This window comes from Methylobacter sp., assembly GCF_004322395.1.
GTDB lineage: Bacteria > Pseudomonadota > Gammaproteobacteria > Methylococcales > Methylomonadaceae > Methylobacter_A.
The window spans coordinates 1-22842 of the sequence record NZ_SCTW01000156.1 but is presented as its reverse complement, the minus strand read 5'-3'; the positions used below and the strand labels follow the sequence as shown (position 1 = coordinate 22842).

Sequence of the window (22842 nt, the reverse complement as noted above, 5' to 3'; positions counted from 1 at the left end):
TCCACGAAAGGTACATGGCCCAGTGCCTAGAGAAGGGCTTCAAGCGCCTCTGGGAAGCGCCCGTCATAGTAGAGTGCGACCACACCAAGCACGGCCTGATCATTTCGTTCGGTGACGCCAGGAACATCATGACGGGCGAGGTCGTCTACAGGAACAGCGACCGCTTCTGGACCTGCGCTGGATGCGGGTGCCCTGTCGACAAGAAGGGGCGTCCGATGGTCAAGCTCATGGGTGGGGCTAACAAGACCATCTGGACACCCATGGAAGGAGAGAAGACCTCATGAGCACGAGACGTGAGTCAGCCCAGTCGCTATACGACCAGATCAAGGCAGCAGGCTACGACAAGGACAGGGTCGACATCATCGACAGCTGGCTCGGCCACGTCAGGCTTGCGGTGCTCGAGGAGGCTGCCGTGATTGCCGACAACGACGGCCAGCACTACACCAAGGACCGCTGCTGCGTCAGGATCGCTGCGAAGCTGATCAGGCAGGTCATCACTGAGGACCACGTCGAGGAAGTCCCATTCTGACGTTTGACACAGGCATCCCTGAACCTCCGTGGTGCTCTGTGTGCTTCCAGAACAAGCTGCTCCGGGCGGCCGTAGAAGTCTGGGTGTACGTGTCTACTAAAGGAGAGGAGCTCGATCGAGATCACCTCTGCCAGGACCACCGAAGCGAATGAACCCGATGACCGTGACGACGCCAGTAGCGACCAAGTCCTACAGGTGCGTGCACTGCGTCGAGCGGATCGCGCCCGGCACCAAGCACGTGAAGGTCTCTGGCAAGTGGGAAGGTCTCTGGAGCGACTGGCGAGCGCACGAGGAGTGCGACGACGCGATCCACAGGACGATGAAGGACAACGACTACCTCGAGGAAGAGCTCTGCCCTGAGAAGCACATCAGGGGCTTCAGCTGCCGTGAGATGACCATCGTCCGCGACATCGAGAGGAAGGACCTGGCGTGGATCGAGTACGCAGGCCATGATTGAGTCTGAGCGGAAGGTCAGCGACATCTGGTGGGAGGGAGACGACCTGCACGTCGTCTTCGCCGACGACGGCAGCGAGAAGATATACAAGAACGCGCAGGTGACGAAGATCAGCGACAGCCTCGAAGGCGTCAAGAGCGAGGTCGTCGAGTACAAGCACATAGGTGGAACATGACAACCAAGATCTTCCCGATCAAAGCCGAGTGCACCAAGTGCGGCCACTCAGGCGACATCTTCGTCAGCGACGAGCGAGTGGCGAGCGCGATGCAGACGTACGTCAAGGAGAGGATCGCGCACGTCTGGCAGCCTCTCCTCGTGAGGCGCATGGTGATCAGCTGGGTCCTCGTCTTCCTGCTCGGCGTCACCGTCGGAAGCCTCGCCACCAGGTTCACCCACAGAGGAGAAGCGACATGCACGACCCTTCCACAGTAGCGCACGAGATCAAGTACCCTTGGTGGAGGTCCAAGCACCAGGACGTGTACGGCAAGTGGAGCTACTACCACGACAGCTTCATCACGATCTGGCACGAGGACCCTGAGACCGACGGCAGCGATGACAGCTGCGGCTGGTTCATCAGGAGCCGCCACGCCGACCAGAAGGTCCTGGAAGCCATCGTCAAGGACTTCGACTTCGAGTGGGACAGGGAGACCGGCGGTTGGTTCCACCCGGTCAGCGGCGACCCGAGGCTCAGCCTGCACGCCATCGCCCTCAACATGTTCGCCACGGCCGTGCACCGAATGTTCGACTACGACTGGGACAAGCGCAACGCGTTCATGAACGCTCACCTGTACCAGATCCTCTACTTCGCCGAGAACAACACGGACAGCATGTACGAGGGTCTGGTCCAGAAGTACGGCAGGTCGAGGAGCAGGGAAGAGCGTGTCGCTCAGCATGCCGGCATGGTCTACACCTGGATCCTCAGAGCTCTGAGGCCTTGGTACAAGCACCCTCGCTGGCACGTTTGGCACTGGAGGATCCAGGTCCATCCGCTCCAGTCCTTCAAGCGCTGGGCGTTCAGCAAGTGCTGCCGCTGCCAGAAAGGCTTCAGCTGGGGCTACTGCCCGACCTCCAACAGCTGGAACGGCAAGGGACCGAGCTGGACCGGAGAGGAAGGCGTCTACCACAACGACTGCCGGAACCCTGAGGCCGACTGCGTCGCTCAGGCCGTGGGACCGGCTCCACAGCAGGCTAAACCTACTGCATGAGTAAGAAGACCTACACTGGCATCTGCCACCTGGCGATCCTGACCAGACCCGTCAAGCGCGTGCTCAACGGCACCAAGTACCTAAACGACATGGGCCTCGAGATCGAGATCAAGCCGAACATGTTCGTCGACACGGACATCGAAGTCGTCAGGAACAGGCTGCACCTGCAGGTCGACACTCTCGTGGACATGCTAAGGGGTTCCAAGTGAAGGTCCCCATCGTGATCGACGAGATCACTCTCACGGTCGACGAGGCTGAGCTGCCGAGCATGGAAGGCAGGTTCGAGACCAAGGGGTACGCCGCTGACCTGACGGCGCTCATCAAGAGGAAGCTGGCCGAGAGCGAGTTCCACTTCAGAGAGGTCGAGGAAGTCATCGGCGCAGGCACCATGAACGGCCACAGGTCGATGCGGGTCAAGTTCGCGGTGCTGGACAAGGACAAGTGACCTTCAAGATCCTGACGTCGAAGTACGTGCCTGAGGGCTGGATCGTCGCTGACCACGGTCGCCACTTCCAGGCAGTGGGACCGAGCAAGGACAAGAGCCACATGGTGAGCATCATGATCGAGAAGCCGACGCTGCAGTCGCTGATCAAGCGGCAGAGGGAAGAGACGCTGGAGCGCCTGAGGAGGCTGACCGAGTGGCCCTAGAGCTGAAGAGAGAGCCTGGCATGCAGTCGTCGAAGTACTGCCTCGTCGACACGGCCACAGGTAAGATCGTGCGCTGGAACATCTCTGAAGAGGAGACCAAGAAGCCTCTGCTCCTCGAGTGCGGCGCCTGCCCGTGGAACGTCGAGCAGATCCACGACGAGGTCGCACACGTCAGCAAAGAGGTCTTCGTCATCTCTCCACCAGCCTACTCTCACGGCGCTTATGAGGTGCGCTGGAAGGAGCACTACTGCGAGGGCACTGGCCGTATGGCGATCACGCCGACCGAGGCTGAGCTGTGCACTTCGTGCGACAAGAAGCTGAGCATGTCCGGCCCACCTTGCCGTGGCTGCGGAGGTCCGACCGCATATACTTCAGACGGACTGGAGTGCATGGTATGCGGTTAGCGCCTTTCGAGAAGAAGCCTCTCTGCGTCAAGTGCGGCAGCGAGGACGTGGCAGTCTCCTACATGGACGCCAAGAGCAAGCACCTGTACGCGTACTACTACAAGTGCCCGGCGAAGGGCGAGCACACAGAACACCTGATGAACAGCTGCCGTCGCTGCAGCTACGCCTGGTGCACGAAGCTCTACGCGCCCAACGACGACCTCATCGGACCGATCGACCTGACGAGCCCTGCTGACAAGTACAAGAAGGCGCTCATCGAAATCGAGGATGGCAAGAAGACCGAGTGGCAGATGAGGGAGATCGCAGCCACGGCTCTGAAGGACAAGATCACGCCATGACGCGCATGGCACACGTGCTGCCCGAGAGGACGAGACTAAGTCAGGCTTGTGTGGGGCGTACCTCACCTCCCTCGACTAGGGTCTCCGTAAAGCCGCTGGCCAAACCCGTGACTCGGAAGGGAGCCCGCCTGAGTAGGAGCGCGCCTCGCAAGAGACCTGCTCAGGTCGTTTTGACTGTGACTGACAAGCAGATGCTGGACTGGCTGATCAAGCGGTTCCAGTACAACGACTACGACTGGTCTGAGGGCCACGCAGCCAGCTACCAGACGATCGCCATTCTGCCCATCCGGACCTCAGCTGGTGACGACTTCGGCGTCCGCAGGCTGAGAGGCAGAGCAGCGATCAGGCGAGCCATGCTGGCCGAAAAGCAGGGCGACAGGAGCGAACCTTGAAGACTAAGAGCGGAGAAGGAGATGAGAGCGTCGTGAAGCCGAGGCACCTGCCAGACGTGATCGACAAGATCTTGAAGGCCCTGCCCAAGAACCACGAAGCGAGAGAAGGCCTAGAAGACCTCAAGGAGAGCGCGATGTACACAGCCCCTGAGGCCATGAGAGACCGCTGGCTCCAACTCAGCGCTGTCCTCAACGACAAGCTCTCATGGCCGCCCAAGCTGGCGTGGGAGTGCCTGGTCGACGACATCGTGGCAGGGAGGAAGTGATGAAGAAGCTCACGCTCGCAGAAGCGATGCTCGCATCGAAGACGCTGGACGGTTACGTCTGGAGCGACCTGACGGAGAAGGAGCAGAAGCTCCAGCTGAAGGCTCACGCCGTGATCGACGCTTCGAAGAAGAAGTTGGGGATCCTCGACAAGTGAAGTGCACCTACTGCGGCAGCACCTGCGAGTGCCACGGCGGTCTCTGCCCAGACTGCCGCCTCCCCAAGCAGGCACCTCTGACGCTCCAAGCTCTCTGGGACGCGCTGGACAAGCACGACTGGCACTACGACTTCAGCGACGACGGCGACGTCTACCGGCGAGGCCAGCGAGTGTCCGCAGCTCTCAGGACAGCAGCAGCCAGCCTCGAAGGCGGTGAGGCAATGTACTCCGGCTTCCGCTCCTACGTCTCGACAGGTCCGAACTGGAAGAGCCGACAAGAGCCCAAGCCGAAGAGGCCAGAGTGAAGAAGAGGGACGACACGTCAGAGCTGCCCTACGAGTGCGGCGTCCAGTGGCCTGCTGATGGCCACTCCGAGATGCACCGCTGCGTCAAGCGGTACAACCACAAGGGCCGATGCAAGTGCGCTTGTGGCGCAGGTACGACGCTGTGACCTGCAAGCTGACTCAGCACACGTGCGGCGGCCCGTTCTGCGACCACTGCTGGCGGTCCATGGACTCGGCTCCTCTGGACGGCACGCCGATCCTCGCCTGCACCCTCGGCTACGGCAGCAGGACCGACCTGGGCAGCCACCCTCGGACCGTGTCTTTCAGGGTGTTCCATCCTAATGCTCCAGGTAAGGGCGCGTGGAGGAACAGCTCAGGCCACAAGGAGAACTGGCTCACGCACTGGAGGCCGATGCCGCCTCAACCGGAGACGATGCCATGATCAAGAAGAAGCTCACGAGCCAGGAGAAGCTGTCGATCGAACGCCACGGCGACCAGCTCTACTCGTGGTTCAGGGAGAAGTTCAAGGGCCACCCAGACGCTCTCACGAAGAAGGAGTGCCGCGACATGTTCAGGTACGCGATCGAGGACGCGAGATGAAGGACACAGAGGACATCAGACCGAGGCCCCGCAGCGGCCTCAAGCACAAGCTGCCCTGGTTCTGCGGGCACTGCGAGAGGGCCGTCGACCAGCGCGGCATGTGGCACACTGAGCAGACCGTGAGAGGTCCCAAGAAGCACATCAAGCTCAAGGACGGCTCTCACGCCTGCGCCAAGGGCCGCTGGAAGACGTGGAGGACGCGGTGAAGCGCAAGTGGACGCGCCCCGGCTGCGGCGCCATGTGCTCGCCCCGCAAGAAGGCGACCAGGCGAGGTAAGCGCAGCTGGCTCTGCCAGTCCTGCTTCGACAAGGAGAAGAGATGCTCTTGAAGAAAGGCGAAGTCGAGGTCGTCGCCAAGGCGATGTGCAAGGCCTACTGCCCAGGTTCTTGGCCGCTCGCATGGAAACGGTCGAGCGAAGAGACGAAGGAGGGTTGGCGCCGTTCAGCCAAGATCATCATGCTTGCTCTCGACCAACACAGGGGCAGGGCCGGAGATCTCGCCAAAGCGAACGAGAGGATCAGGAAGCTCGAGATGTGCCTCGAGGCTAGCGACGAAGCGATCATCACAGGCAAGTACGACAAGGCTCACGGCAAGAGGGTCACGGGCAGAGCTCTCGAGGTCTGGAGCTGGCTCAAGAGGATCGACGCCCTCGAAGGGCTCTTGGAGAAGTACGCACCGCGAGCTCTGTGCATCCCTTGCCTAGTCATTCATGGTAGAGCAGCGTGCCCAATGAGGTTCACATGAAGCTGGGACAGAAGATCAACGTGCACGAGACGTGGCCTGTGCGCCACGTCATCCCTGGACGCGTCGACAGGGTCATCAGCAAGACGGCTGTATCCTACACAAGCCAGTCAGGCAACGGCCACTACAGCGGCGGCATGGCTGTGAAGGAGAAGGGCCGTTGGGTCTCGGCAGCTGTCGTCCAGTCCTCGATCGGCCGAGGTGACGACGGCAAGGTCTACCGCAAGGAGTGGGTGCCCTGCGCCAACGACGGTGACGGTGCGTGGTGCTGGTTCGACGACGACAACAAGCCCTACGGCACTCAGGACCCGAGGAAGGCCAAACCCGGCTACAACTGGTGGGCGATGTCGAAGGACGGCCTCAAGCCGATCACGGCCTTCGTCAAGCTCAGCCAGGAGCTCAAGGTCAACTTCCAAGTCGCGTTCGACAGCGGCGCATACGAGCAGGCCTGGGCGGTCGAGCAGGGCCTGACGCCAGCTCCGGTGACGGCAGAGGAGTTCGTCAAGCGCCTCGGCAGGTTCCTCAAGTGGGGACAGGACAAGCGGAGGGCTGATGCCAGAGCCAAGCTGCGATCATGAGTGGACCAGAAGATCAAGAAGATGTCGGCGCTGAGGATTGCGGTCGTCCTTGCCCGCCAGAGGAGAACACGGCCTGCTGCGTCTCGTACTGGGCTCGGATGGTCGATGAGGGGCTCTGGGACAACGCCCTACACACGTGGACTGCCAAGGGTCTGATGGCGATGAACCTGTGAGCGGCCTCTACTGCGACACCTGCCAGGTCCAGAATGAGACTGAGTACTGCCACAAGTGCGGTAAGACACTCGAGCTGCCCATGATCAGGCACACGGCGACTGAGCTGCTCGGGCCAGATCAAAAGGAACCCGAGTCTCCGAAGGAGAGCGACGAGGTCGTCTGGGTCGGCGACATCAGCAACACGTTCAACTTCCACAAGTGCTCTCAGGACATCGAGGTCTGCGTCGGAGTCACGATCGAGTCGGATCCGTGGAACGGCTCTCACAAGCTCATAGTCCACATGCCAGCACCGCAGCCTTCGAACGAGTACACTGTCCGCAACGAAGGGTTGATGATGGATCCGCAGGTCAAGGCTCTGCTGATGAGGGCGACTTACAAGAGGAGATGATGAGCGAGGAGGTCGACAAGATAGCCAGAGAGGTCAGGTACGAAGCCAGAAGGCTTGTGGAGTCCGGCTACGTCGGCCAGACAGCCGATACTCTGAAGAGGGATCTGCTCAGAGTCCTGGCCGCTAAGTTCCAGGTCAAGGACTTCCCAGTCGCCCTGGTGCAGGACGGGCAGTACATCAAGCCGGCTAACCTGTACACGTGCCTCTTGCAGCTCGGCATCTTCGTCGACCCTAAGGTGCTCGGTGATCGTCAAGAGTGGTTCGACGAGAAGTACGGCACCATCCGCTACGGCGGTGAGCCTGGCAGCGTGCTCATCAAGCCGATCTACCCTGTCGAGTTCGTCACAGTCAACTTCACCGTGCCGTTAGAGGATATCACACATGAAGAGAAGCAAGAGGACTAACCTCAGGAAGCTCCTCAGAAGCAAGTCCGTGTTCGGGAAGCCGCAGTACAAGAGCAAGTGGAAGCCGTACTCGCTCAACAAGCCGTACTGGAACGAGGTCCTCAAGGACCGCAAGATCGTCAAGCTCGAGTTCAACGACCACGGCCTGAGCGCACTCGTGCTCGACAGCGGTGAGAAGGTCTACCTGCCCTGCGGTCAACCACAGCAGCCGAACGCGCTCTGGATCAAGGACGACTCTCGTGACTGAGATCCTCTGGTGGGCCTACCTGCACACCTCGGGCACTGTGCAGGTCAAGCGCTACTTCTCAGAGCAGGACTGCGAGGAAGCGTACGAGAGCCCCTTCTGCCGCGGCGTGGTGGGGCCGTTCGCCGCGGCCGGCCGCACAGAGGCTCTGGCCAAGGCGTCTGAGATGCTGGGGGTCAAGTGAGCAACACGAGAGCTTTATCGTCTGCCAGAGAGAAGGTCTCCTACCTGAAGGGACGCCCAGACCTGATCGGCTCCAGCGGGAAGGCGGTCAAAGAGCAGATGGTCTCCTGCGGCCTCATGAGTCCGAAGACGAACTGGTTCGACGTGAAGGTCATCCAGGCCTTCGTCGAGAGCAGCTGCATGATCGATTTTCGCAACAAGGTGGCTTCGCTGTGAGCCTCGTCAGGACCTACGTCATCTGCGCCGACAACCAGGCCTACGACAACCTCGTCTACAGAGGCGAAGGCTGGTTCGTCTGCTTCGACGATGACGATCCAATCGAGGTCGTGATCAAGCACACGTGCAGACGGACAGCCAAGCAGATCCTCAAGGAGATCGGCCTCGGGCCAGGCTGCTCGCTCACCAAAGGCACGACGGCGTACCGCAGCTTCGGTAAGAAGATGGTCATGGCCACGAGCTGGTTCGTGCAGAGGTACGAGGGCACATTCGTCGCCCCACGCAAGCAGGATACGTTCGAAGGCCTCGCCCAGCACCCAGACGAGGCGCTGCACTTCGAAGGGGTCTTCTACGGTGTGAACGAGTGGATGAAGCGGAGGGCGACACATTGAGCAAGGTCAGAGTGCTGGAAGAGACCAGGATCCTCGTCGACGGTGGCAAGTTCGAGCTGCTGCTGAAGGAGTCGACCGACGGCTGCTGGGACCTCGACGTCGTCGAGCACACCGGCAAGAAGGTCAGGCTCGGCATGCAGACCGGCGCCAAGATCAAGGAGTACGTCTTCTTCGAGAACGTCGTGGAGAGGTACATCAGCGGATGAACGACAAGAAATGGATGCTGCAGTCTATCGGCAAAGCTAAGAAGCTCCTGATGGCGGAGCAGAGGTACTACGACGCTAAGGGCCTCAGGGCGGCAGAGCTCTTCATCAAGGCCAGCGACGACAAGAGAGCCTTCATGCAGGGCTTCGGCATCGCTGTCGCAGCGATCGCCAGGGACGGGCAGCCAGGGTACGCCTGGAACGCGATCGAGGGCGCCGGCTTCAGGGTGGAGGACTTCTCTGGCATCGGCCTCGAGCAGTTCGATCTGAAGCAGATCCGCGCCTGCGAGTCCCCGTCTTCGAAGGCTCTCAGGCTCGCCTACAGGGCGCGCTCCAAGGACAAGAAGGCGGTCAAGGCCGACAAGAAGCTGGCTGGTGAGATGTTCGCGGTCTCTCAGACAACCTGGCCAGAATGAACCGCCTCGTGCTCGGTGAAGGCGTCATCCAGGTCCTCGACGGCGCCGGAGGCAGCGAGCTCACGCTTTGGGAGACTGCAGACGGACCGCAGCTGAAGATCGCTCGGCCAGACGAGGGAGTCCTGGTCGACCACAAGCGCTACCGCCTGATCGCTGAAGAGATCCGCTGAAGCAGCCGTAGACCGGCTATTCTCTTTCATGGACCTCAGCAAGATCAGCCCAGCGTACAAGGACCCGGTCACAGGCCAGGTCTTCACAGGTGAGACCCACGCCAAGATCAACGACGTGATCGGCTTCGACGACGGAGCTCTCAAGCGCCGCTCGCTGAACAGCATCACTGCTCAGGACGAGAACACTGGCTTCCTCGACGAGGGCGTGTTCATCAGCCGGGACGAGGCCAGAGCTCGCTACGGCTTCTGGGACAGCGAAGGCCTGATCGCCAGGAGGGGCTCATGAAGACCTTCGACACGTCCAAGCACAAGCCGTGCCCGATCTGCCGCAAGCAGCCGTACAAGTTCCTGATCGGTCAGTGGTACATCGTCCAGTGCGACGAGTCAGGCGATCCGGCCCACACCGTCAAGGTCTCAGGCACGAACGAAGAGGCTACGGACAAGCTCTGGGAGCAGATCCAATGAAGGACACGATCGTCGTAGACCTTGACGGTACGCTCAGCGACTGCAGCGCTCGCCGCTACCTGGTCGAGGGCCAGCACCGCGACTACGAAGCGTTCCACGAGCGCTGCGACCAGGACCCTGTGAACGAGCCCGTGGCCACCACGATCGCTGCGATGATCATGGCTCGCTTCCGCATCGTGCTCGTCAGCGCCCGGCCCAGCAGCACGAACGAGAAGACTCTGGCCTGGCTCCAGAAGAACGAGATCGCCTTCCACGAGCTCTTCCTGCTCAGAGGCGACGGGAGCGAGCCCGACCAGGACCTCAAGAAGCAGTGGCTCGAGGACTGGGAGGAGGCCAACGGCAAGGGCCGCATCCTGTTCGTCCTCGACGATCGACAGAAGGTCGTCGACACCTGGCGAGCGCTGGGCCTGACCTGCTTCCAAGTCGCCAGCTACAACGAGCAGCCGAAGAGCATGGTCACTCTGGCCAGGCTCGTTCTGGACCTCGTCGAGGAGAGAGACCGCTGCGGCCCGACCTGGTCCGGAGCCTACAGGGAGCTGCACGAGAGGGTCCGCAAGGTCTGCAGCAGGGCTCTCGGCCTCGAGGTCAAGCGTGCGCCTCAGTGAGCACGGCATCAAGATCAAGAACATGAACGGCTTCGAGTACACGTCGTGCGACGACAGCTACCAGGTCTACCACAACTTCGTCAAGGTGAACGATAGCCAGTTCGCAGAGGACGGCTTCAAGACGTACAAGCAGGCTCGACGCTGGGCCGAGAAGTACGTCAGAGGCCTGGAGGCCGCCAAGCGATGAAGCAGATGCCTAGTAGATCGACACGACCTGGTAAGCGCATCACCTGCGTCGTGATGTCGATACCGCAGTGCCGCGTCTGCGAGAGACCGGTCGGAGCTCTCGTCATGCGCTGCCCGACGTGCGGAGCAGAGGACCCGAGGAGGCAGACCCCGTTGGAGAGGATCAACGTCGTGATGCTGTGCACAGACGGCAACGTCCGCAAGGGCTGCGTCGTCCAAGAGCGCTTCGGCGAGGTCAACGTCAGGTACAGCTTCGTGACAGGCAGCGGCTACTTCACAGGCGGCTACGCCAAGAAGGTCAAGGGCCGGTGGATCGACGTCGCCGGACCTCCCACTCTGAAGGACGGTCGCTGGAGGCAGCCGTAGGTGAGAGCTCAGCTGACGGAGGTCCTGGACAAGATCACGCCCATGGTCGCTCCAGGCAACGACGCCCTCGTCGCTGACCTGGTCGCTCTCCGCGCTGAGTGCTCCGACAATGCCTACTGCCACTGGCACAAGATGAGCCAGATCCTTGAGACTCACCTCGGTACTCCCGATCCGCCTCTGCCGTGGCACGTCCAGATATCAGAAGTCCTCAAGGAGACGTGGTGAGCCAGTTCCGGGAGATCGACAAGGACCACTGCCCGTACTGCAAGGCCAGCCTGATCGGCGACCCCATACCGCAGGAGTACATCGACAAGGGCTACTACGGAGAGGGAGTCACGCACTACCGCAGGGAGATCGGGATCGAGGACAGAGACCTCGACCGCTGCGTCGAGTACCAGTGCCCTGACTGCGGCGGTCGCTGGCCGGTCGAGATCGTGAGGAGCGAGTGAATGGCTAAGCTCAGACGGTGCACGTGCAGCTACGGCTGCCCCAGACCTGCGTCGGTGAAGGTCAGCGTCACGTTCAACAACGGGATCAGCACGTCCTTCGACAAGGTCTGCGTCGTGAAGGCGATCGAGATCCTGCAGGACAACATGCCTCAGCTGCTGGCGTCGAAGGTGGGCTCATGAACGTCTACGAAGTGAAGGGTGTCGAGTACACCGAGCCGCACGTGGTGATCGCAGAGGACACGTCCTGCGCTGAGTGGGTCTGGCGCCAGAACAGGAAGTACCAGCTCGGCGAGGTGGAGAGCATCAAGCTGCTCTTCAAGGACGTCGACGTGAGGCGGCCGTGAGAGTCAACAGCCCTCACAACGTGCTGATCGTCAAGGGCCTGCGGACGAAGGACGAGATCAAGACGCTGATGGAGCAGTACGGAGTCGGCCACAAGTTCAAGGTCTTCGGCAAGGAGATCCAGGAGGCTCTGGACAAGGCTGACGTGACCACCCGGCAGATGGTCGGGATGTGCAACTGGAGGAGACCCTTGGAGAAGGAGATCGATCACGAAGGGACGGACGAGATCACGTGCCCTCACTGCGGGCTGGAGTACGGCGACTCCTGGGAGTTCAGCCCTCAGCAAGAGTGCGGCACCGAGAAGTGCCAGGACTGCGGTAAGGACTTCGAGTGGTCCCGCTCCGTCACGGTGACCTACACGACCAACAAGGTCAGCTGCACCAAGCAAGGCCTCGAGCATCAGTTCGAAGAGCCCAGGATCCTCCACCTCGACGCTGACCACGTCAAGCGCTACGGCCGGCCCGGCGACGTCCCGCACCAGTTCCACATGAGGGACTGCGCCGTCTGCAAGGAGACGCAGTACAGCAAGGACCAGGCGATCGGCAGCGACGCGCCGCCCGAGTGGAGGCCGATGTGATCCTCATCAAGCTCATCGCCGTCTGGCTGATCGGCTGCTGCATGGTCATGGGAGGCATCGACGCTCTCGAGTGGCCGGATGAGCCAGGAGACGCGATGGTCGTGGTGATCTTCTGGCCCATCGCTCTCCCGTTCGCTTTCTTCTACTGGTTCGGCTACGAGCTGACCCGGCAGACCAAGAGCCTGATCGACCTCGTGAAGGCTCTGTGAGAGGCCTACTAAGAGCATGCCTACCCTGACGCTCTCGGACAAGATGGAGAGGGCCCTCGGCGAGATCCGCTCGAGGATCTACACCGACAGGACCGTGACCACTGCTCTCAAGCCGATGAACGACCTGTTCAAGAAGGAGGGCGTGCCGTTCAGCGCCGACAAGCACTTCCACGTCGAGCACGTGAGGAGAGGGAAGGCGATCCACGTCGCCGCTGAGCCCAGCACGCGTTGGGCGAAGCTCATGCTGGGGAGGCTGCACCAATGAAGCTGGAAGCTGCTGAAGCTGAGATCACAGAGATCATGTCGAAGAACCGTCACAGGAGAGTCGTGGCCGTCGACCTAGACGGGACGCTGGCGAAGTACGACGGCTGGAAGGGCTTCACGAACATCGGCGAGCCTCGCATGGAGATGATGACCCGCCTCAACCAGGAGCACAAGGCCGGCTCCTACATCATGATCTTCACCTGCCGCGTCACGAGCCCCACGAACAAGGTCATCCCCGCCGTGGTTAAGGCTCTCGAGCAGTACCTCGAGGACTGGGGCATCCCGTACGACGAGATCTGGCTCGGCACCGGCAAGCCCTACGCGAACGTGTACATCGACGACAAGGCCAGCCGCGTCGGCTGCGCCGAGTGCATCGCCCACGACGAGGCGGTCAGGAGCAGAGGATGAACTGTCCGATCGACGGAGCTGAACTCAGGATCGCCCACAGAGTCTCTGGCGATGAGGTGGTCTGCAAGAACTACGAGAAGGCCAGCGAGTACCGCATCTCCGGCGACGGGACGTGCAAGTTCATCCTGACGGCCGAGATGCTCTTCTCGATCGTAACCGAGACGGACGCGGCCAGGAGGGTCAAGAAGTGACAGAGCAACCGAAGATCGAGCTGCCTCCGAAGCCGGAGGAAGAGAAGAAGCCCGACATAGTCAAAGCTGTGTTCGCCACGGTGGTGAGAGGCTTCGCTCCCCAGGAGAAGAAGTGATGGCTAAGGCGCTCGAAGAGATTCTGTCGTGTCCGTTCTGCCCTTCTCTCGAGGTGGAGATCTGCAGGACGAACAAGCGCGCCTGCTGGGTCCGCTGCGCCGGCTGCGGGGCTGACGCTCCCAGCCACCCGACTCGCAAGGGCGCTCTGAAGAACTGGAACACCCGAACCGTCTGCCGCATCGCCACTGTCGTGGACGATGACGACGCCGACTGGAACGAGCGCCACAAGTTCATGGGCAAGAAGGAGCTCGTCAAGCGATGATCGACTGGAGCAAGCAGCACTGCGGCGTCCACCAGGCTCCCTTTGACAAGGTCCTGGAGCTGATGCCAGATCTGGTCGACGTCCTGAAGACCTTCCCTGACGACCCGAGCCGCTTCACGTGGGACGTCAAGGTCCACATGCTCATGCCCCGTCAGTTCCCATGCGTCCCCAACTGGCACGTCGACAACGTCCCTCGCGTGGACGGCGTCCAGCGCTTCGAGCTCGTCAAGCCGGAGCTGCCGATGTACTGCTGGATCAGCGGACCACCCCTGACGCAGTTCAAGCACGGCTTCCTGACACCTAAGAGGTGGCATAGGTTCACTCAGTTGGATGAGCACAGGGGCACAGCCAGCGGCGACTTCGGTTGGAGAGGATTCATCAGGGCTACCCACGTCGACATCCAGGCGCCGAAGCCCGAAGGGCACCTCAGACGGCACTGCCAGGTCTACCTGGACGCGGAGACCTTCCAGTGGTGAGCCGATTCAGGAAGGTCGTCAGCTTCCTGGTCGCTGAGTACGGGCTGCACGAGGACGTCGCTGCAGGGGTCGTGCTGGACCTGCTCAGGCAGCGAGTCTTCGACTGGAGGCGGCTGTGAAGCGCCGCGTAGCTCTCAAGGTCTGCTGGGCTAACGCCGACATCAGAGATCTCGGGCCCGAGCACTTGCCCAACAAGATCGAGCTAGTCCTGGACCCGACGTACGTCGTCAGAGGGTACAAGAGAGGTACAGTCCGAAGAGCGATCATGAAGATCAAGAGGGGCTGGCCTGTCGGTCTCTACAGGTTCGGCGACGGCGCCGAGGTGAGGATCCATTGAGCGACTGCAGGAAGCCCTGCCCCGACCACACAGCCTGCGAGCCGATCATGGGCAAGGCAGAGATCCACATCTTCCCTGACCAGATGGCCGTCGTCGAGAAGGGCGCTGTGGGGGAGGCCAAGGTCTCATTCGCCACCTGGCTCGTCGGGCACGGAGAGATGGCCGAGGGCGCAGGGATCACGCTGCCTGAGGAGGCTTACGAGCCGGGCACTCAGAGGCACACGCTCAAGGAGAGCTGGCGTCGCGTCCTGCAGAGCGGCAAGGTCAGAGCTCTCCTGGTGGTGGACCCGTGAAGAAGAGGAGCGCAGCCGAGATCCAAGAGGACGCTCTGGCCCACGCAGCCTCTCACGCCGTCGCTCGCCTCAAGGGCCTGCCCACTGACAAGGAGATCGTCGACTGGATCGTCTCCAAGCTCCAGTACGACGACCACGACTGGTCAGAGGGCCACGCAGCCAGCTTCCAGTCGGTCTTCGTGCCCAAGCTGAGGACCGGCCACGGCGACTCCTTCGGCGCTCGCAGGTACAGGGGTCGAGCCGCCCTGAGAGCTGCGATGAAGAGGAACCCGTGATCTCGGCCGAGATGGTCGGCGGCCCTCACGACGGCCTGAGGATGATGGTGCCTGAGGGAGAGCAGATCAGGATCTTCGCCAAGCAGGCGCACGACACGTTCAGCGCCAAGGACCCGTCAGCTCTCTCGAAGAACCCCGAGATCCGCTACCACCGAGTCAGGCGCGACCGCAGCCTGTGGTACTTCGTGCTCGAAGACCTCTTGGGGGTGCTGTGAGCGTCAAGCAGGCGTTCGCAGTCGTGCTCATCATCTGCATGGTCGGAGCCATACCCCTGATCGGCAGCCTGTGCCTCGGTGAGATGCTCAAGCGGGGCATGATCAGCGAGGAGGTCCGCTTCCTGCTGATCTTCCCTCTCAGCGTCGGCAACGTCATGCTCGTCAAGCCTCTCATCGAGCCGATCGTGGCCTGGAGCTGCCGCTGATGGAGGTCCTCGGGCCGAAGCTGACGAAGGCCCTCAGGGACCCTCGCAACGACGCCGCATGGCGCTACGTCCTGACGACCGAGGCTCTCTACGGCGGGTCCATAATCAAGATGGACGAGGACTGCCTGATCACCGAGGTCCTCGACCAGGACAGGAACTTGATCAAGAGGTTCAGATGAAGAAGAGTCTCACTCTTGCTGAGGCCATGCTCATCGACAAGCAGCTCGGCGGTTACCAGTGGAGCGATCTGACCGAGAAGGATCAGAAGCTCCTGCTGAGAGCGCACGACGTGATCTACGTCGCGAAGAAGCGCCTTGGGATCTCATGACCGTCATCGAGCTGCGCGACAAGCTGATCGAGGAAGGCATCGCCTCTGCCGAGCGCCTCGAGACCGGGCCCAAGCTGAAGGGAGCACTCAAGGGCTTCGAGATCTCTCGGGCCTGCGCGACGCCTGAGGACTTCGACAGGCAGCTCCACACCCGCTTCGCGGCTGAGTCCAAGATGATCGGCAGCGCCTGCCACGACACCTACTGGGAGCACCGCTACGCGACTCTCCAGATCGAGTTCGTCTACCAGAGGCTCAAGATCGCCTGGAACCTGCCTGGGCCGATCAGCGCTGCGGCCGCATTCCACTACGCCAGGATCGTCGGAGTCAAGAAGGAGGACTGGAAGACGCCTGTCCTCAAGGAGTGCAAGCACGACCGAGGCATGATCATGGGCTGGGGCGAGATGAGAGATCTGGCAGGCAACCAAGTCTACGCTGACCATGACAGTCACCCTCAGTGCTTCGGCTGCGGCCTGCCTTGGGATCACAAGAACAACAGGTGGCTCTTCCACATCGGCGACGTCAGGAGGGTCGATGTCGACGAGCTCGGCTGAACCTGAAGAGCTCGTGATCGTCAGCAGGATCATGCTGCCTGTCGTCCACTGGATGATCAGCGTCGAGATCTGGACCCGGCTCATCCTCATCAAGGGTCTGCTCAAGGTCGGCGCGGTGGTTCTGCCCATCGAGGTGCTCCGCTGGACTCGGTGGCTCTCAGGCCCGATCCCTCTCTACCGGAAGAGGATCGACATCGCCATCTGCTCTCTGCCTCCAGAGAAGCGGATTCTCTTAGACTGACGCCCGCGTAGTTCAGTGGTAGAACAGCAGTTTTGTAAACTGCGTGTCCGGAGTTCGATTCTCCGCGTGGGCTAGATTTACTTTGTCGATCGGAGGAGATCAAATGCCCTGGACCAAGAAAGCCGACGACGCTCCCGGACCTCTCGCTCAGCGCGAGGATCAGAACATCAAGCGCCAGATGACCAAGGAAGAGAAGGCCGAGGCCAAGGAGCAGGCCGCGATGATCAAGAAGGATCTCGCCGTCGCCAAGGAGATCCTGAAGATCATGGACAAGGAGATCGAGAAGCGCCTCCAGAAGATGGACAGCGCTCCCGCCGATGAGATCAGAGAGGCGATCTCGAAGGGCGAGCTCGAGGAGCTCACCTGGGACTGGGAGCAGCAGCTCGCCGACGCCAAGTCCGGGAAGACCTTCTGATGAGCAAGTGGACAGAAGGCCGTGAGAAGGAGCTCATGGAGATGGCCAGGAAGTACGCTCCGAACGGCAAGTGCGACTCTCACGACGGCAAGCTCAGCGGCCCTCACCCGAAGTGCGACATCTGCAACGGCCTCAGCCTCTTGAAGCAGCACAAGAAGTCGTCCTGGACCAAGACAGCCGGAACGGAGACACCATGAGCTGGACAAAGAAAGCCAACGGCCCGAGCGTCCCCGGAGAGCCCTACTGCGACGGCTGCGACAACACCAAGGCGAACTGCAAGTGCCCTCCCCAGAAGACCGCTGACATGAAGTACGACGCGCCCGCTGAGCTCCAGAAGCTCAAGGATCAGGTCCTCGAGGCGCACGACACGGCGGCCACCCTGTTCGATCAGATCCGCAACGGCGAAGCTGAGGGCATCGAAGACCTCCACGCCGACGTGGATGAGATCTACGACTACTTGAAGAACGCCTGGAAGACCGTCGAGAGGATCAGCGAGGCGAAGAGCAAGGGGAAGAAGAAATGACCTGGACCAAGTCGGCGAAGAAAGGGACCTTCCAGACCAGGGACGAGTGGCTCGATGTCCAAGGCGAGGTCAGCCCCGGCCCTGATAAGGCCAACTTCATGAAGGTCCCGCAGAGCCACATCGCCGTCAACTCCGAGAGCGACAGCCCTGAGGAGGACTTGGCCTGGGACGCACTCCATGAGAAGTTCGGCCAGAAGATCATCGTCAGCACATTCGACTGGGAGAGGGAGGTCGAGCTCGTCGAGAAGATCGCTCCCAACGTCTTCGCCTGCGGCGAGATGACCTGGACGGTCTTCATCGACCCGAAAGAGCTCGAGAAGATCATGGCCGAGTACAAGAAGAAGTGAGGTTCCTGCTCCTCGTCGCCTTCCTCACCGGCTGCGCCAACAAGTCGTTCATCCCGCAACCGGGAGACCCCAACTTCGACTGGCCCGAGGGCGTCTACGAGCACATACCGCCGAAGAGGAAGCCAGGAGAGCTCTACGAGCTGAAGGACGGCTGCAACACCTGCAAGTGCAAGGCCATCAACGAGAAGACCGGCATCTGCAGCTGCACCCTGCTGTTCTGCTCCTGATCTCCTAATATCAGGGTGTACAGAGTCACTCTGTTCCACCTCAAGGGCATCTTCCACAAGGACTTCGAGACGATCGTCGAGGCCCACGAGTGCTACGAGGACGTCATCAAGGAGGACGACGGAGACCTAGTGAGGGTCCTCCTCTCTGGCCTTGAGACCTGGGAGCTCTCTTGGGGCCGCCGGTTTACCGGTCTTCCGGCTAATCATTAGCATGGAAGCCACACCCAGCAACACCTACCTCCTCCCCTCAGAGAACCTCGAGAAGCTCAAGAGCAAGCTCGAGCAGCTCTCCAAGAAGGCCACCAAGGTGGGAGCTCCGCTGCCTCGCTTCGAGCTCCACTCTGAGCACGTCATGAACCTCGGAGCCGGGCTCGTCGAGTACGCTCTGGTCATGCTCGAGGGCGAAGCTCCCAAGTTCTCTGGCTGGACCTTCGCTGCCAGAGTCGACTTCCTCGACAAGGAGTGCACGTTCGCTCTCGTCCCCGGCACCACGCTCCCAGTAGAGCAGCGCACCCAGACCCAGCGCTGCGACCACTGCAGGGTCAAGAGGGATCGCACCGAGCACTACCTCGTCAGGCACGACTCTGGCGAGTACAAGATGGTCGGCTCCGGCTGCATCAAGGACTTCCTGGGGCACGCCGACCCTAGAGCCATCGCTTCCTACATGCAGAGCCTCTTCGCCCTAGAGAAGAAGGTCGGCCAGTACAACGGAGGAGCAGGCCAGCTCGAGCACTTCAGCACCGCTGAGTACCTGACCTACGCTGCTAGCCACACCATCCAGTACGGCTTCATCTCCACCAAAGCCTTCCGGACACCGACCAAGACCATCGCGTACTGGTCCATGTTCCCGATGAGGATGCCCGTCGAGCTACGCAGCGGTCGCAGCATGGTCCAGCTCGTCGAGATCACGCCAGCTGCTCTCGAGATGGCGGCAGCCGCTTCAGCCTGGGCCAAGGAGCTGCCCACGACCGGCAGCGAGTACCTGATGAATCTGGGCGTCGCCAACCGCAGCCCCTACGTCACCTTCCGCCAGCTCGGCATCCTCGCCAGCACAGTCCAGGCCTACATGAGGCACATGGACATGCTCAAGCCCAAGGAGACCGAGCCTCGCCTCGAAGAGCACTACGGCAAGCCCGGCGACAAGGTCGTCCTGGAGCTCACTGTCAAGACCGCTCGGCCATACGTCTCCGAGCTCTACGGCCCCAAGACCGTCATCTCCATGAGGGACAAGGACGGCAGGGAGTTCGTCACATTCACCGCTGCCTGGAACCCCGAGCCCGGCTCCACCCACCTGGTCGCCGCCACGATCAAGGACCACAGGGACAAGGAGGGCAAGAAGAGCACTGTCCTCGCTCGCTGCCGACAGCCCAAGCAGAAGAGGATCAAGAAGCCTAAGGAGGTCGCAGCATGAACGTCAAGGCGATCCTCAGGAGAGCTCAGCGTTACCACATCCTCGACCACTCTGGCCCTCGCGGCGGCAGGTTGTGCAAAGGCGGCTGGAGTGACCTCTTCGATTTCGCCAAGAACCGCTACCTGGGACGCGTCGCCACAGATCATAATTGGAAGGACTCCCAGCACTGGGAGTGCATGGGAGAGCAGATCGAGGCTCAGCTCAGGAGGCTAGCATGAAGGTCAAGGACCTCAAGAAGTGGATCGAGCTCGCGAACGACGATGACGAGCTCCACGTGCAAGTCTGGGTCGACGCCAGGCAGCCCTACCCGCTGACCTCGCCCTTGACCACCATTGCGCTCGACGTGGAAGGCGGTAAGAGGATCGTGCTGCTCGAGGGGCTCAAATGAAGATCGAGACCGACTACGGCCAGCTCGACGTGATAGTCGACGTCGGCATGACCGACGCCAAGAGAGCGATCCTGTCCAAGAAGAGCTACACGCTCGTCGTCTCTCCAGCCATGTACTCGCTGCTCGACGACGAGACCACTCTGGACGCCGCGGTCAAGAGCCTCAGGTTCGTCGACGCCGACGAGGTCACTGAGAAGGCGCTCAAGGAGCTGCAGGCCACCACACCGGCAGGGCTCGCACAGGCCATCTCGAGGATCATCCTGTGAGCGCTGAGCACATCAAGAGGGTCGCGAAAGAGCGGTACAACCTCGTCATCACGACGCCAGAGATAGGCTGGATCCTGGCCAAGATCGGCCGAGGTGGTGCAGAGCTGATCAAGGAGCAGTCATACATCAACGGCCAGCACTGGGAGCTCGAGTTCAAGGGCAAGAAGATCGTGGCAGTGACCGAGAGAGACGCCAAGGGGATCTATACGCTCAAGACCCTCTACCCTAAGGGTTGGGGTAAGGGCGCTTTCACGATGGGGCAGGCAATGGGAGTGGAGGAGCCATGATACCGATCTGGGGAATCTGGTCTGTGAGGAGCAAGTGCTTCATCTCGATCTCTTGCAGCGCGACCGACCCGAACTTCCACGGCAGCCACCTGTTCGGCTCTGAGACGCCGTGGGACTCGAAAGAGAAGGCGCAGAAGTTCTTGGACGAAAACAAGAAGGCCTTTAAGGCCCGCTACGGCGAGGTCAAGGTGAAGGCCAGGAGGTCACTGTGAAGACCGCGACGAAGAAGTGGACGATGCCGAGCTGGATGGAGAAGTACCGAACCTTCCTCGAGCAGTCCGGGGGCTACACTTGCGAAGAGGTCATGAACTGCGACGGCCTCAACTGCAACGTAGTCGTCAACGCGCCGAGGGCGATGATGTGTGCCGGGCTGACCACGAAGATCCAGTTCCTGACTCGGCTGTACCAGGAGAACCACTTGATCTTCAACAAGACCAAGCTGGAGGAGACGGTCGACATGCTCGCTGCTGAGGCCCACGTCAACAAGGCCAAGACGCCCAAGGAAGTCGCCTGGGCCAACGACCTCTACCGAGAGGCGAAGGAGCTGCTCAAATGAGCAAGAACCTCGAAGTCAGAGTCAAGCCCAAGCCGTCAGACAAGTGCTTCAGCCGGCAGATCGGCACGTCGGTCGCCTACCTGCCGGAGGAGACTCTCGACGGCCTCAAGGTCAAGGCCGCCTTCGTCAAGGTCGGTAAGGCGCTGTGCAAGCAGTTCGGTCTGCCGGCCGTCGAGATCGTCGGAGTCGACTTCATCAGGATCAACGAGTAGGAGGTAGCATGGCGAAGAAGAAACCGAAGTCGAAAGGGATCGAAGTCTCAGACGTCGAGCAAGCAGCCACAGACGCGATCGACGCCGTGTTCTCGGACACGTCTGTCTCTCCTGATGAGACCCTGGAGAGGCTCAAGGAGCTCCGCAGCGACATCGAGATGAAGATGCACTGCCTCGAGCAGGACATCAAGGCGAAGCAGGGAGACGACGAATGAAGATCGATCGCATCACTCCGTTCATCGAAGACGGCAAAGTCGTCGACCTGAAGTACGAAGACAGGTACTTCAAGTCTCTCAGCAGGAGCGTCAAGGTCCCTGCCCGTCGCTACCGCGAGATCCCGAAGAAGCAGAAGCAGCTGCTCATGAGGCTGGTCTCAGAGGTGACTAGCATCGCAGAGGGCAGACTGCGCAGGTCGATCAAGGACCTGCTTGAGATCAAGTGAAACGCCACAAGCTTGACGACTGCTACCTCGTCTGGTACGGGCCTTACCTCAGGCCGCGCGACTCGTTGATCGAAGAGATCTGTGAACAGGGCTACGCTGACAGGCACTACGGTGGCATCAACCAGAAGGAAGCCAGGGAGGCTCGACGCAGATGAGCACGAGAGAAGAAGCGCAGTCGAAGGTCAGGAGATGCCCGGCCTGCGGCAGCACGATCAAGCAGAAGCTCGTCGTCACAGGTACTGGAGCTTTCGGCCTGCCAGTCTCGAAGCTCACTCCGGTCTGCACCGGTGACGACAAGAACATCTTCGAGAAGCTGCTCTTCAACTGCAACAAGAAGATCGCCAGCGAGATCGACCGCGTCTGGAGGGAAGGTGCCTAGGCAGAACAAGTTCGAGACGGACCCGAAGACGATCAAGAGGAAGCACCTCAAGCGCGTGCTCAGGTGCGACATCTGCCCTCCGCACGCCAAGGAGAACGCGACCAAGCAGCCCAGATCCGACAAGCACAAGTCGAGGAGGAAAGGAAGATGCTGAACCTGAGCAGAATCAGTGACGAGCGTTTCGTAGTCTACGCGAAGGGCCTCTGCTTCATGTCCGTCTGCACCGACATCAAGCTGCAAGAGGACGTGGAGTCTCTGGCCAACATGAAGAACCCGACAGGCATCCAGCACCGCTGGAAGGTGCACGACGAGGCTTTCAAGACCGGTGAGGCCAACCCTCACACGTGCGAGCAAGACAGAACCAGAAGGCACTGGCTCCTGAGCTGCTGATGCCTAAGTGCTGTGACGGCAGCGGTCTCGTCTGGTTCTTCGCCCCGAACCACTTCTCTGACGACTCTGAGTACAGGCTCGTCAACTGCAGACACGGCTACCTGAGGCTGTTCTTCAGGATCGTCGGTCTGGTCGTCCTAGCTTTCGCTATGTTCTGCTACGCTTCTTTCATCATGTCTCTCAAGGGCTGAAGGACCGCCGGTTTTCCGGTGTCTGGGCATATTCATAATCATGATCACCTCCACCAAACCC

General features: G+C 60.9%; 66 protein-coding genes and 1 tRNA gene. All 67 read left to right on the top strand.

Annotated elements, in window-relative coordinates:
- Positions 1-14: 14 nt before the first annotated feature.
- A complete protein-coding gene (locus EPO18_RS20450; RefSeq protein ID WP_292436743.1) occupies positions 15-284 on the top strand; it encodes a hypothetical protein in 270 nt (89 codons plus the stop codon).
- Entirely contained in the window at positions 281-529 is a 249-nt protein-coding gene (locus EPO18_RS20445; RefSeq protein ID WP_292436741.1) for a hypothetical protein, read from the top strand. The genes EPO18_RS20450 and EPO18_RS20445 overlap by 4 nt, the downstream gene beginning before the upstream one ends.
- A 148-nt stretch (positions 530-677) precedes the next feature.
- Positions 678-986 (top strand): hypothetical protein, encoded by a 309-nt coding sequence (locus EPO18_RS20440; protein ID WP_292436740.1) that lies wholly within the window; start codon positions 678-680, stop codon positions 984-986.
- Positions 979-1158: a hypothetical protein gene (locus EPO18_RS20435; RefSeq protein ID WP_292436738.1), complete on the top strand. Its 180-nt coding sequence runs from the start codon at positions 979-981 to the stop codon at positions 1156-1158. The genes EPO18_RS20440 and EPO18_RS20435 overlap by 8 nt, the downstream gene beginning before the upstream one ends.
- Positions 1155-1415, top strand: a complete 261-nt coding sequence (locus tag EPO18_RS20430) for a hypothetical protein (protein WP_292436736.1) — start codon at positions 1155-1157, stop codon at positions 1413-1415. The genes EPO18_RS20435 and EPO18_RS20430 overlap by 4 nt, the downstream gene beginning before the upstream one ends.
- Complete coding sequence (locus tag EPO18_RS20425) at positions 1394-2188, top strand: hypothetical protein (RefSeq protein WP_292436734.1); 795 nt, start codon at positions 1394-1396, stop codon at positions 2186-2188. The genes EPO18_RS20430 and EPO18_RS20425 overlap by 22 nt, the downstream gene beginning before the upstream one ends.
- On the top strand, positions 2185-2397 hold the full coding sequence (locus EPO18_RS20420; RefSeq protein ID WP_292436732.1) for a hypothetical protein: 213 nt from the start codon (positions 2185-2187) through the stop codon (positions 2395-2397). Before EPO18_RS20425 ends, EPO18_RS20420 begins: the two co-directional genes overlap by 4 nt.
- A complete protein-coding gene (locus tag EPO18_RS20415) occupies positions 2394-2633 on the top strand; it encodes a hypothetical protein (RefSeq protein WP_292436730.1) in 240 nt (79 codons plus the stop codon). The genes EPO18_RS20420 and EPO18_RS20415 overlap by 4 nt, the downstream gene beginning before the upstream one ends.
- Positions 2630-2836 (top strand): hypothetical protein, encoded by a 207-nt coding sequence (locus tag EPO18_RS20410; protein ID WP_292436728.1) that lies wholly within the window; start codon positions 2630-2632, stop codon positions 2834-2836. Before EPO18_RS20415 ends, EPO18_RS20410 begins: the two co-directional genes overlap by 4 nt.
- A complete protein-coding gene (locus EPO18_RS20405) occupies positions 2827-3240 on the top strand; it encodes a hypothetical protein (RefSeq protein WP_292436726.1) in 414 nt (137 codons plus the stop codon). The genes EPO18_RS20410 and EPO18_RS20405 overlap by 10 nt, the downstream gene beginning before the upstream one ends.
- Positions 3231-3578 (top strand): hypothetical protein, encoded by a 348-nt coding sequence (locus EPO18_RS20400; RefSeq protein ID WP_292436724.1) that lies wholly within the window; start codon positions 3231-3233, stop codon positions 3576-3578. Before EPO18_RS20405 ends, EPO18_RS20400 begins: the two co-directional genes overlap by 10 nt.
- A 176-nt stretch (positions 3579-3754) precedes the next feature.
- A complete protein-coding gene (locus tag EPO18_RS20395; protein WP_292436722.1) occupies positions 3755-3970 on the top strand; it encodes a hypothetical protein in 216 nt (71 codons plus the stop codon).
- Complete coding sequence (locus EPO18_RS20390; protein WP_292436720.1) at positions 3967-4236, top strand: hypothetical protein; 270 nt, start codon at positions 3967-3969, stop codon at positions 4234-4236. Before EPO18_RS20395 ends, EPO18_RS20390 begins: the two co-directional genes overlap by 4 nt.
- Complete coding sequence (locus EPO18_RS20385) at positions 4236-4391, top strand: hypothetical protein (RefSeq protein WP_292436717.1); 156 nt, start codon at positions 4236-4238, stop codon at positions 4389-4391. Before EPO18_RS20390 ends, EPO18_RS20385 begins: the two co-directional genes overlap by 1 nt.
- A 644-nt stretch (positions 4392-5035) precedes the next feature.
- The gene (locus EPO18_RS20380; protein ID WP_292436715.1) at positions 5036-5275 is read left to right on the top strand and encodes a hypothetical protein; all 240 of its coding nucleotides are present in this window, start codon (positions 5036-5038) and stop codon (positions 5273-5275) included.
- Positions 5276-5593: 318 nt separating this feature from the next.
- Positions 5594-6019, top strand: a complete 426-nt coding sequence (locus EPO18_RS20375; protein WP_292436714.1) for a hypothetical protein — start codon at positions 5594-5596, stop codon at positions 6017-6019.
- Complete coding sequence (locus EPO18_RS20370) at positions 6016-6594, top strand: hypothetical protein (RefSeq protein WP_292436711.1); 579 nt, start codon at positions 6016-6018, stop codon at positions 6592-6594. Before EPO18_RS20375 ends, EPO18_RS20370 begins: the two co-directional genes overlap by 4 nt.
- A 169-nt stretch (positions 6595-6763) precedes the next feature.
- Complete coding sequence (locus EPO18_RS20365) at positions 6764-7156, top strand: hypothetical protein (protein ID WP_292436709.1); 393 nt, start codon at positions 6764-6766, stop codon at positions 7154-7156.
- Positions 7156-7560, top strand: coding sequence for a hypothetical protein (locus EPO18_RS20360; protein ID WP_292436708.1), 405 nt, complete (start codon positions 7156-7158; stop codon positions 7558-7560). Before EPO18_RS20365 ends, EPO18_RS20360 begins: the two co-directional genes overlap by 1 nt.
- Positions 7538-7807, top strand: a complete 270-nt coding sequence (locus EPO18_RS20355) for a hypothetical protein (protein WP_292436706.1) — start codon at positions 7538-7540, stop codon at positions 7805-7807. Before EPO18_RS20360 ends, EPO18_RS20355 begins: the two co-directional genes overlap by 23 nt.
- Positions 7800-7988 (top strand): hypothetical protein, encoded by a 189-nt coding sequence (locus EPO18_RS20350; protein WP_292436704.1) that lies wholly within the window; start codon positions 7800-7802, stop codon positions 7986-7988. The genes EPO18_RS20355 and EPO18_RS20350 overlap by 8 nt, the downstream gene beginning before the upstream one ends.
- Entirely contained in the window at positions 7985-8203 is a 219-nt protein-coding gene (locus EPO18_RS20345; protein WP_292436702.1) for a hypothetical protein, read from the top strand. Before EPO18_RS20350 ends, EPO18_RS20345 begins: the two co-directional genes overlap by 4 nt.
- Positions 8200-8595 (top strand): hypothetical protein, encoded by a 396-nt coding sequence (locus EPO18_RS20340; protein WP_292436701.1) that lies wholly within the window; start codon positions 8200-8202, stop codon positions 8593-8595. Before EPO18_RS20345 ends, EPO18_RS20340 begins: the two co-directional genes overlap by 4 nt.
- The gene (locus tag EPO18_RS20335) at positions 8592-8801 is read left to right on the top strand and encodes a hypothetical protein (RefSeq protein ID WP_292436699.1); all 210 of its coding nucleotides are present in this window, start codon (positions 8592-8594) and stop codon (positions 8799-8801) included. The genes EPO18_RS20340 and EPO18_RS20335 overlap by 4 nt, the downstream gene beginning before the upstream one ends.
- Positions 8798-9214: a hypothetical protein gene (locus tag EPO18_RS20330; protein WP_292436696.1), complete on the top strand. Its 417-nt coding sequence runs from the start codon at positions 8798-8800 to the stop codon at positions 9212-9214. Before EPO18_RS20335 ends, EPO18_RS20330 begins: the two co-directional genes overlap by 4 nt.
- Positions 9211-9384: a hypothetical protein gene (locus EPO18_RS20325; protein ID WP_292436693.1), complete on the top strand. Its 174-nt coding sequence runs from the start codon at positions 9211-9213 to the stop codon at positions 9382-9384. Before EPO18_RS20330 ends, EPO18_RS20325 begins: the two co-directional genes overlap by 4 nt.
- Before the next feature lie 28 nt (positions 9385-9412).
- Positions 9413-9670, top strand: a complete 258-nt coding sequence (locus EPO18_RS20320; protein WP_292436691.1) for a hypothetical protein — start codon at positions 9413-9415, stop codon at positions 9668-9670.
- Positions 9667-9849 (top strand): hypothetical protein, encoded by a 183-nt coding sequence (locus EPO18_RS20315; protein WP_292436688.1) that lies wholly within the window; start codon positions 9667-9669, stop codon positions 9847-9849. The genes EPO18_RS20320 and EPO18_RS20315 overlap by 4 nt, the downstream gene beginning before the upstream one ends.
- The gene (locus EPO18_RS20310) at positions 9846-10454 is read left to right on the top strand and encodes a phosphatase domain-containing protein (protein WP_292436685.1); all 609 of its coding nucleotides are present in this window, start codon (positions 9846-9848) and stop codon (positions 10452-10454) included. The genes EPO18_RS20315 and EPO18_RS20310 overlap by 4 nt, the downstream gene beginning before the upstream one ends.
- On the top strand, positions 10441-10641 hold the full coding sequence (locus EPO18_RS20305; RefSeq protein ID WP_292436683.1) for a hypothetical protein: 201 nt from the start codon (positions 10441-10443) through the stop codon (positions 10639-10641). Before EPO18_RS20310 ends, EPO18_RS20305 begins: the two co-directional genes overlap by 14 nt.
- A gap of 152 nt (positions 10642-10793) precedes the next feature.
- Positions 10794-11006 (top strand): hypothetical protein, encoded by a 213-nt coding sequence (locus EPO18_RS20300; RefSeq protein ID WP_292436681.1) that lies wholly within the window; start codon positions 10794-10796, stop codon positions 11004-11006.
- Positions 11007-11227: 221 nt separating this feature from the next.
- A complete protein-coding gene (locus EPO18_RS20295) occupies positions 11228-11455 on the top strand; it encodes a hypothetical protein (protein WP_292436677.1) in 228 nt (75 codons plus the stop codon).
- Positions 11456-11635, top strand: coding sequence for a hypothetical protein (locus EPO18_RS20290; protein WP_292436675.1), 180 nt, complete (start codon positions 11456-11458; stop codon positions 11633-11635). It abuts the gene before it with no gap.
- On the top strand, positions 11632-11799 hold the full coding sequence (locus tag EPO18_RS20285) for a hypothetical protein (RefSeq protein ID WP_292436674.1): 168 nt from the start codon (positions 11632-11634) through the stop codon (positions 11797-11799). The genes EPO18_RS20290 and EPO18_RS20285 overlap by 4 nt, the downstream gene beginning before the upstream one ends.
- Positions 11796-12374, top strand: coding sequence for a hypothetical protein (locus tag EPO18_RS20280; RefSeq protein ID WP_292436672.1), 579 nt, complete (start codon positions 11796-11798; stop codon positions 12372-12374). Before EPO18_RS20285 ends, EPO18_RS20280 begins: the two co-directional genes overlap by 4 nt.
- Complete coding sequence (locus EPO18_RS20275; protein ID WP_292436671.1) at positions 12371-12583, top strand: hypothetical protein; 213 nt, start codon at positions 12371-12373, stop codon at positions 12581-12583. The genes EPO18_RS20280 and EPO18_RS20275 overlap by 4 nt, the downstream gene beginning before the upstream one ends.
- Positions 12584-12599: 16 nt before the next feature.
- A complete protein-coding gene (locus EPO18_RS20270; RefSeq protein WP_292436669.1) occupies positions 12600-12848 on the top strand; it encodes a hypothetical protein in 249 nt (82 codons plus the stop codon).
- Positions 12845-13255 (top strand): hypothetical protein, encoded by a 411-nt coding sequence (locus EPO18_RS20265; RefSeq protein WP_292436667.1) that lies wholly within the window; start codon positions 12845-12847, stop codon positions 13253-13255. The genes EPO18_RS20270 and EPO18_RS20265 overlap by 4 nt, the downstream gene beginning before the upstream one ends.
- A complete protein-coding gene (locus tag EPO18_RS20260; RefSeq protein ID WP_292436666.1) occupies positions 13252-13446 on the top strand; it encodes a hypothetical protein in 195 nt (64 codons plus the stop codon). The genes EPO18_RS20265 and EPO18_RS20260 overlap by 4 nt, the downstream gene beginning before the upstream one ends.
- A gap of 115 nt (positions 13447-13561) precedes the next feature.
- Complete coding sequence (locus tag EPO18_RS20255) at positions 13562-13825, top strand: Lar family restriction alleviation protein (protein ID WP_292436663.1); 264 nt, start codon at positions 13562-13564, stop codon at positions 13823-13825.
- On the top strand, positions 13822-14301 hold the full coding sequence (locus tag EPO18_RS20250) for a hypothetical protein (protein WP_292436661.1): 480 nt from the start codon (positions 13822-13824) through the stop codon (positions 14299-14301). Before EPO18_RS20255 ends, EPO18_RS20250 begins: the two co-directional genes overlap by 4 nt.
- Positions 14302-14416: 115 nt before the next feature.
- Positions 14417-14638, top strand: a complete 222-nt coding sequence (locus EPO18_RS20245) for a hypothetical protein (protein WP_292436659.1) — start codon at positions 14417-14419, stop codon at positions 14636-14638.
- Positions 14635-14931: a hypothetical protein gene (locus EPO18_RS20240; protein WP_292436657.1), complete on the top strand. Its 297-nt coding sequence runs from the start codon at positions 14635-14637 to the stop codon at positions 14929-14931. The genes EPO18_RS20245 and EPO18_RS20240 overlap by 4 nt, the downstream gene beginning before the upstream one ends.
- Complete coding sequence (locus EPO18_RS20235; RefSeq protein ID WP_292436656.1) at positions 14928-15206, top strand: hypothetical protein; 279 nt, start codon at positions 14928-14930, stop codon at positions 15204-15206. Before EPO18_RS20240 ends, EPO18_RS20235 begins: the two co-directional genes overlap by 4 nt.
- Entirely contained in the window at positions 15203-15421 is a 219-nt protein-coding gene (locus tag EPO18_RS20230) for a hypothetical protein (RefSeq protein ID WP_292436655.1), read from the top strand. The genes EPO18_RS20235 and EPO18_RS20230 overlap by 4 nt, the downstream gene beginning before the upstream one ends.
- Positions 15418-15627: a hypothetical protein gene (locus EPO18_RS20225; RefSeq protein WP_292436653.1), complete on the top strand. Its 210-nt coding sequence runs from the start codon at positions 15418-15420 to the stop codon at positions 15625-15627. Before EPO18_RS20230 ends, EPO18_RS20225 begins: the two co-directional genes overlap by 4 nt.
- Positions 15627-15806, top strand: coding sequence for a hypothetical protein (locus tag EPO18_RS20220; RefSeq protein WP_292436650.1), 180 nt, complete (start codon positions 15627-15629; stop codon positions 15804-15806). The genes EPO18_RS20225 and EPO18_RS20220 overlap by 1 nt, the downstream gene beginning before the upstream one ends.
- Entirely contained in the window at positions 15803-15955 is a 153-nt protein-coding gene (locus EPO18_RS20215; protein ID WP_292436649.1) for a hypothetical protein, read from the top strand. Before EPO18_RS20220 ends, EPO18_RS20215 begins: the two co-directional genes overlap by 4 nt.
- Positions 15952-16506 carry a hypothetical protein gene (locus EPO18_RS20210; protein WP_292436648.1) on the top strand — a complete coding sequence of 185 codons (555 nt, stop codon included), beginning with the start codon at positions 15952-15954 and terminating at the stop codon, positions 16504-16506. The genes EPO18_RS20215 and EPO18_RS20210 overlap by 4 nt, the downstream gene beginning before the upstream one ends.
- The gene (locus EPO18_RS20205) at positions 16487-16747 is read left to right on the top strand and encodes a hypothetical protein (RefSeq protein ID WP_292436647.1); all 261 of its coding nucleotides are present in this window, start codon (positions 16487-16489) and stop codon (positions 16745-16747) included. The genes EPO18_RS20210 and EPO18_RS20205 overlap by 20 nt, the downstream gene beginning before the upstream one ends.
- 1 nt (position 16748) lies before the next feature.
- Positions 16749-16820, top strand: a tRNA-Thr gene (locus EPO18_RS20200).
- Positions 16821-16850: 30 nt separating this feature from the next.
- Positions 16851-17162, top strand: a complete 312-nt coding sequence (locus tag EPO18_RS20195; RefSeq protein WP_292436646.1) for a hypothetical protein — start codon at positions 16851-16853, stop codon at positions 17160-17162.
- 193 nt (positions 17163-17355) lie between these two features.
- Positions 17356-17685: a hypothetical protein gene (locus EPO18_RS20190; RefSeq protein ID WP_292436644.1), complete on the top strand. Its 330-nt coding sequence runs from the start codon at positions 17356-17358 to the stop codon at positions 17683-17685.
- Positions 17682-18032, top strand: coding sequence for a hypothetical protein (locus EPO18_RS20185; protein ID WP_292436643.1), 351 nt, complete (start codon positions 17682-17684; stop codon positions 18030-18032). Before EPO18_RS20190 ends, EPO18_RS20185 begins: the two co-directional genes overlap by 4 nt.
- On the top strand, positions 18029-18259 hold the full coding sequence (locus EPO18_RS20180; RefSeq protein WP_292436641.1) for a hypothetical protein: 231 nt from the start codon (positions 18029-18031) through the stop codon (positions 18257-18259). Before EPO18_RS20185 ends, EPO18_RS20180 begins: the two co-directional genes overlap by 4 nt.
- Positions 18260-18470: 211 nt before the next feature.
- Complete coding sequence (locus tag EPO18_RS20175; protein ID WP_292436639.1) at positions 18471-19670, top strand: hypothetical protein; 1200 nt, start codon at positions 18471-18473, stop codon at positions 19668-19670.
- On the top strand, positions 19667-19888 hold the full coding sequence (locus tag EPO18_RS20170) for a hypothetical protein (protein WP_292436638.1): 222 nt from the start codon (positions 19667-19669) through the stop codon (positions 19886-19888). The genes EPO18_RS20175 and EPO18_RS20170 overlap by 4 nt, the downstream gene beginning before the upstream one ends.
- Positions 19885-20058: a hypothetical protein gene (locus EPO18_RS20165; RefSeq protein WP_292436637.1), complete on the top strand. Its 174-nt coding sequence runs from the start codon at positions 19885-19887 to the stop codon at positions 20056-20058. Before EPO18_RS20170 ends, EPO18_RS20165 begins: the two co-directional genes overlap by 4 nt.
- Positions 20055-20324, top strand: a complete 270-nt coding sequence (locus EPO18_RS20160) for a hypothetical protein (protein WP_292436636.1) — start codon at positions 20055-20057, stop codon at positions 20322-20324. The genes EPO18_RS20165 and EPO18_RS20160 overlap by 4 nt, the downstream gene beginning before the upstream one ends.
- Positions 20321-20611, top strand: a complete 291-nt coding sequence (locus tag EPO18_RS20155) for a hypothetical protein (protein ID WP_292436635.1) — start codon at positions 20321-20323, stop codon at positions 20609-20611. The genes EPO18_RS20160 and EPO18_RS20155 overlap by 4 nt, the downstream gene beginning before the upstream one ends.
- Positions 20608-20823, top strand: coding sequence for a hypothetical protein (locus EPO18_RS20150; RefSeq protein WP_292436634.1), 216 nt, complete (start codon positions 20608-20610; stop codon positions 20821-20823). Before EPO18_RS20155 ends, EPO18_RS20150 begins: the two co-directional genes overlap by 4 nt.
- Positions 20820-21167, top strand: a complete 348-nt coding sequence (locus EPO18_RS20145; RefSeq protein ID WP_292436632.1) for a hypothetical protein — start codon at positions 20820-20822, stop codon at positions 21165-21167. Before EPO18_RS20150 ends, EPO18_RS20145 begins: the two co-directional genes overlap by 4 nt.
- Positions 21164-21379, top strand: coding sequence for a hypothetical protein (locus tag EPO18_RS20140; RefSeq protein WP_292436630.1), 216 nt, complete (start codon positions 21164-21166; stop codon positions 21377-21379). Before EPO18_RS20145 ends, EPO18_RS20140 begins: the two co-directional genes overlap by 4 nt.
- 8 nt (positions 21380-21387) lie before the next feature.
- Entirely contained in the window at positions 21388-21594 is a 207-nt protein-coding gene (locus EPO18_RS20135) for a hypothetical protein (RefSeq protein ID WP_292436628.1), read from the top strand.
- On the top strand, positions 21591-21821 hold the full coding sequence (locus EPO18_RS20130; RefSeq protein WP_292436626.1) for a hypothetical protein: 231 nt from the start codon (positions 21591-21593) through the stop codon (positions 21819-21821). The genes EPO18_RS20135 and EPO18_RS20130 overlap by 4 nt, the downstream gene beginning before the upstream one ends.
- A 151-nt stretch (positions 21822-21972) precedes the next feature.
- Positions 21973-22200 (top strand): hypothetical protein, encoded by a 228-nt coding sequence (locus EPO18_RS20125; RefSeq protein ID WP_292436624.1) that lies wholly within the window; start codon positions 21973-21975, stop codon positions 22198-22200.
- A gap of 147 nt (positions 22201-22347) precedes the next feature.
- On the top strand, positions 22348-22590 hold the full coding sequence (locus EPO18_RS20120) for a hypothetical protein (RefSeq protein WP_292436623.1): 243 nt from the start codon (positions 22348-22350) through the stop codon (positions 22588-22590).
- Positions 22591-22842: the final 252 nt, after the last annotated feature.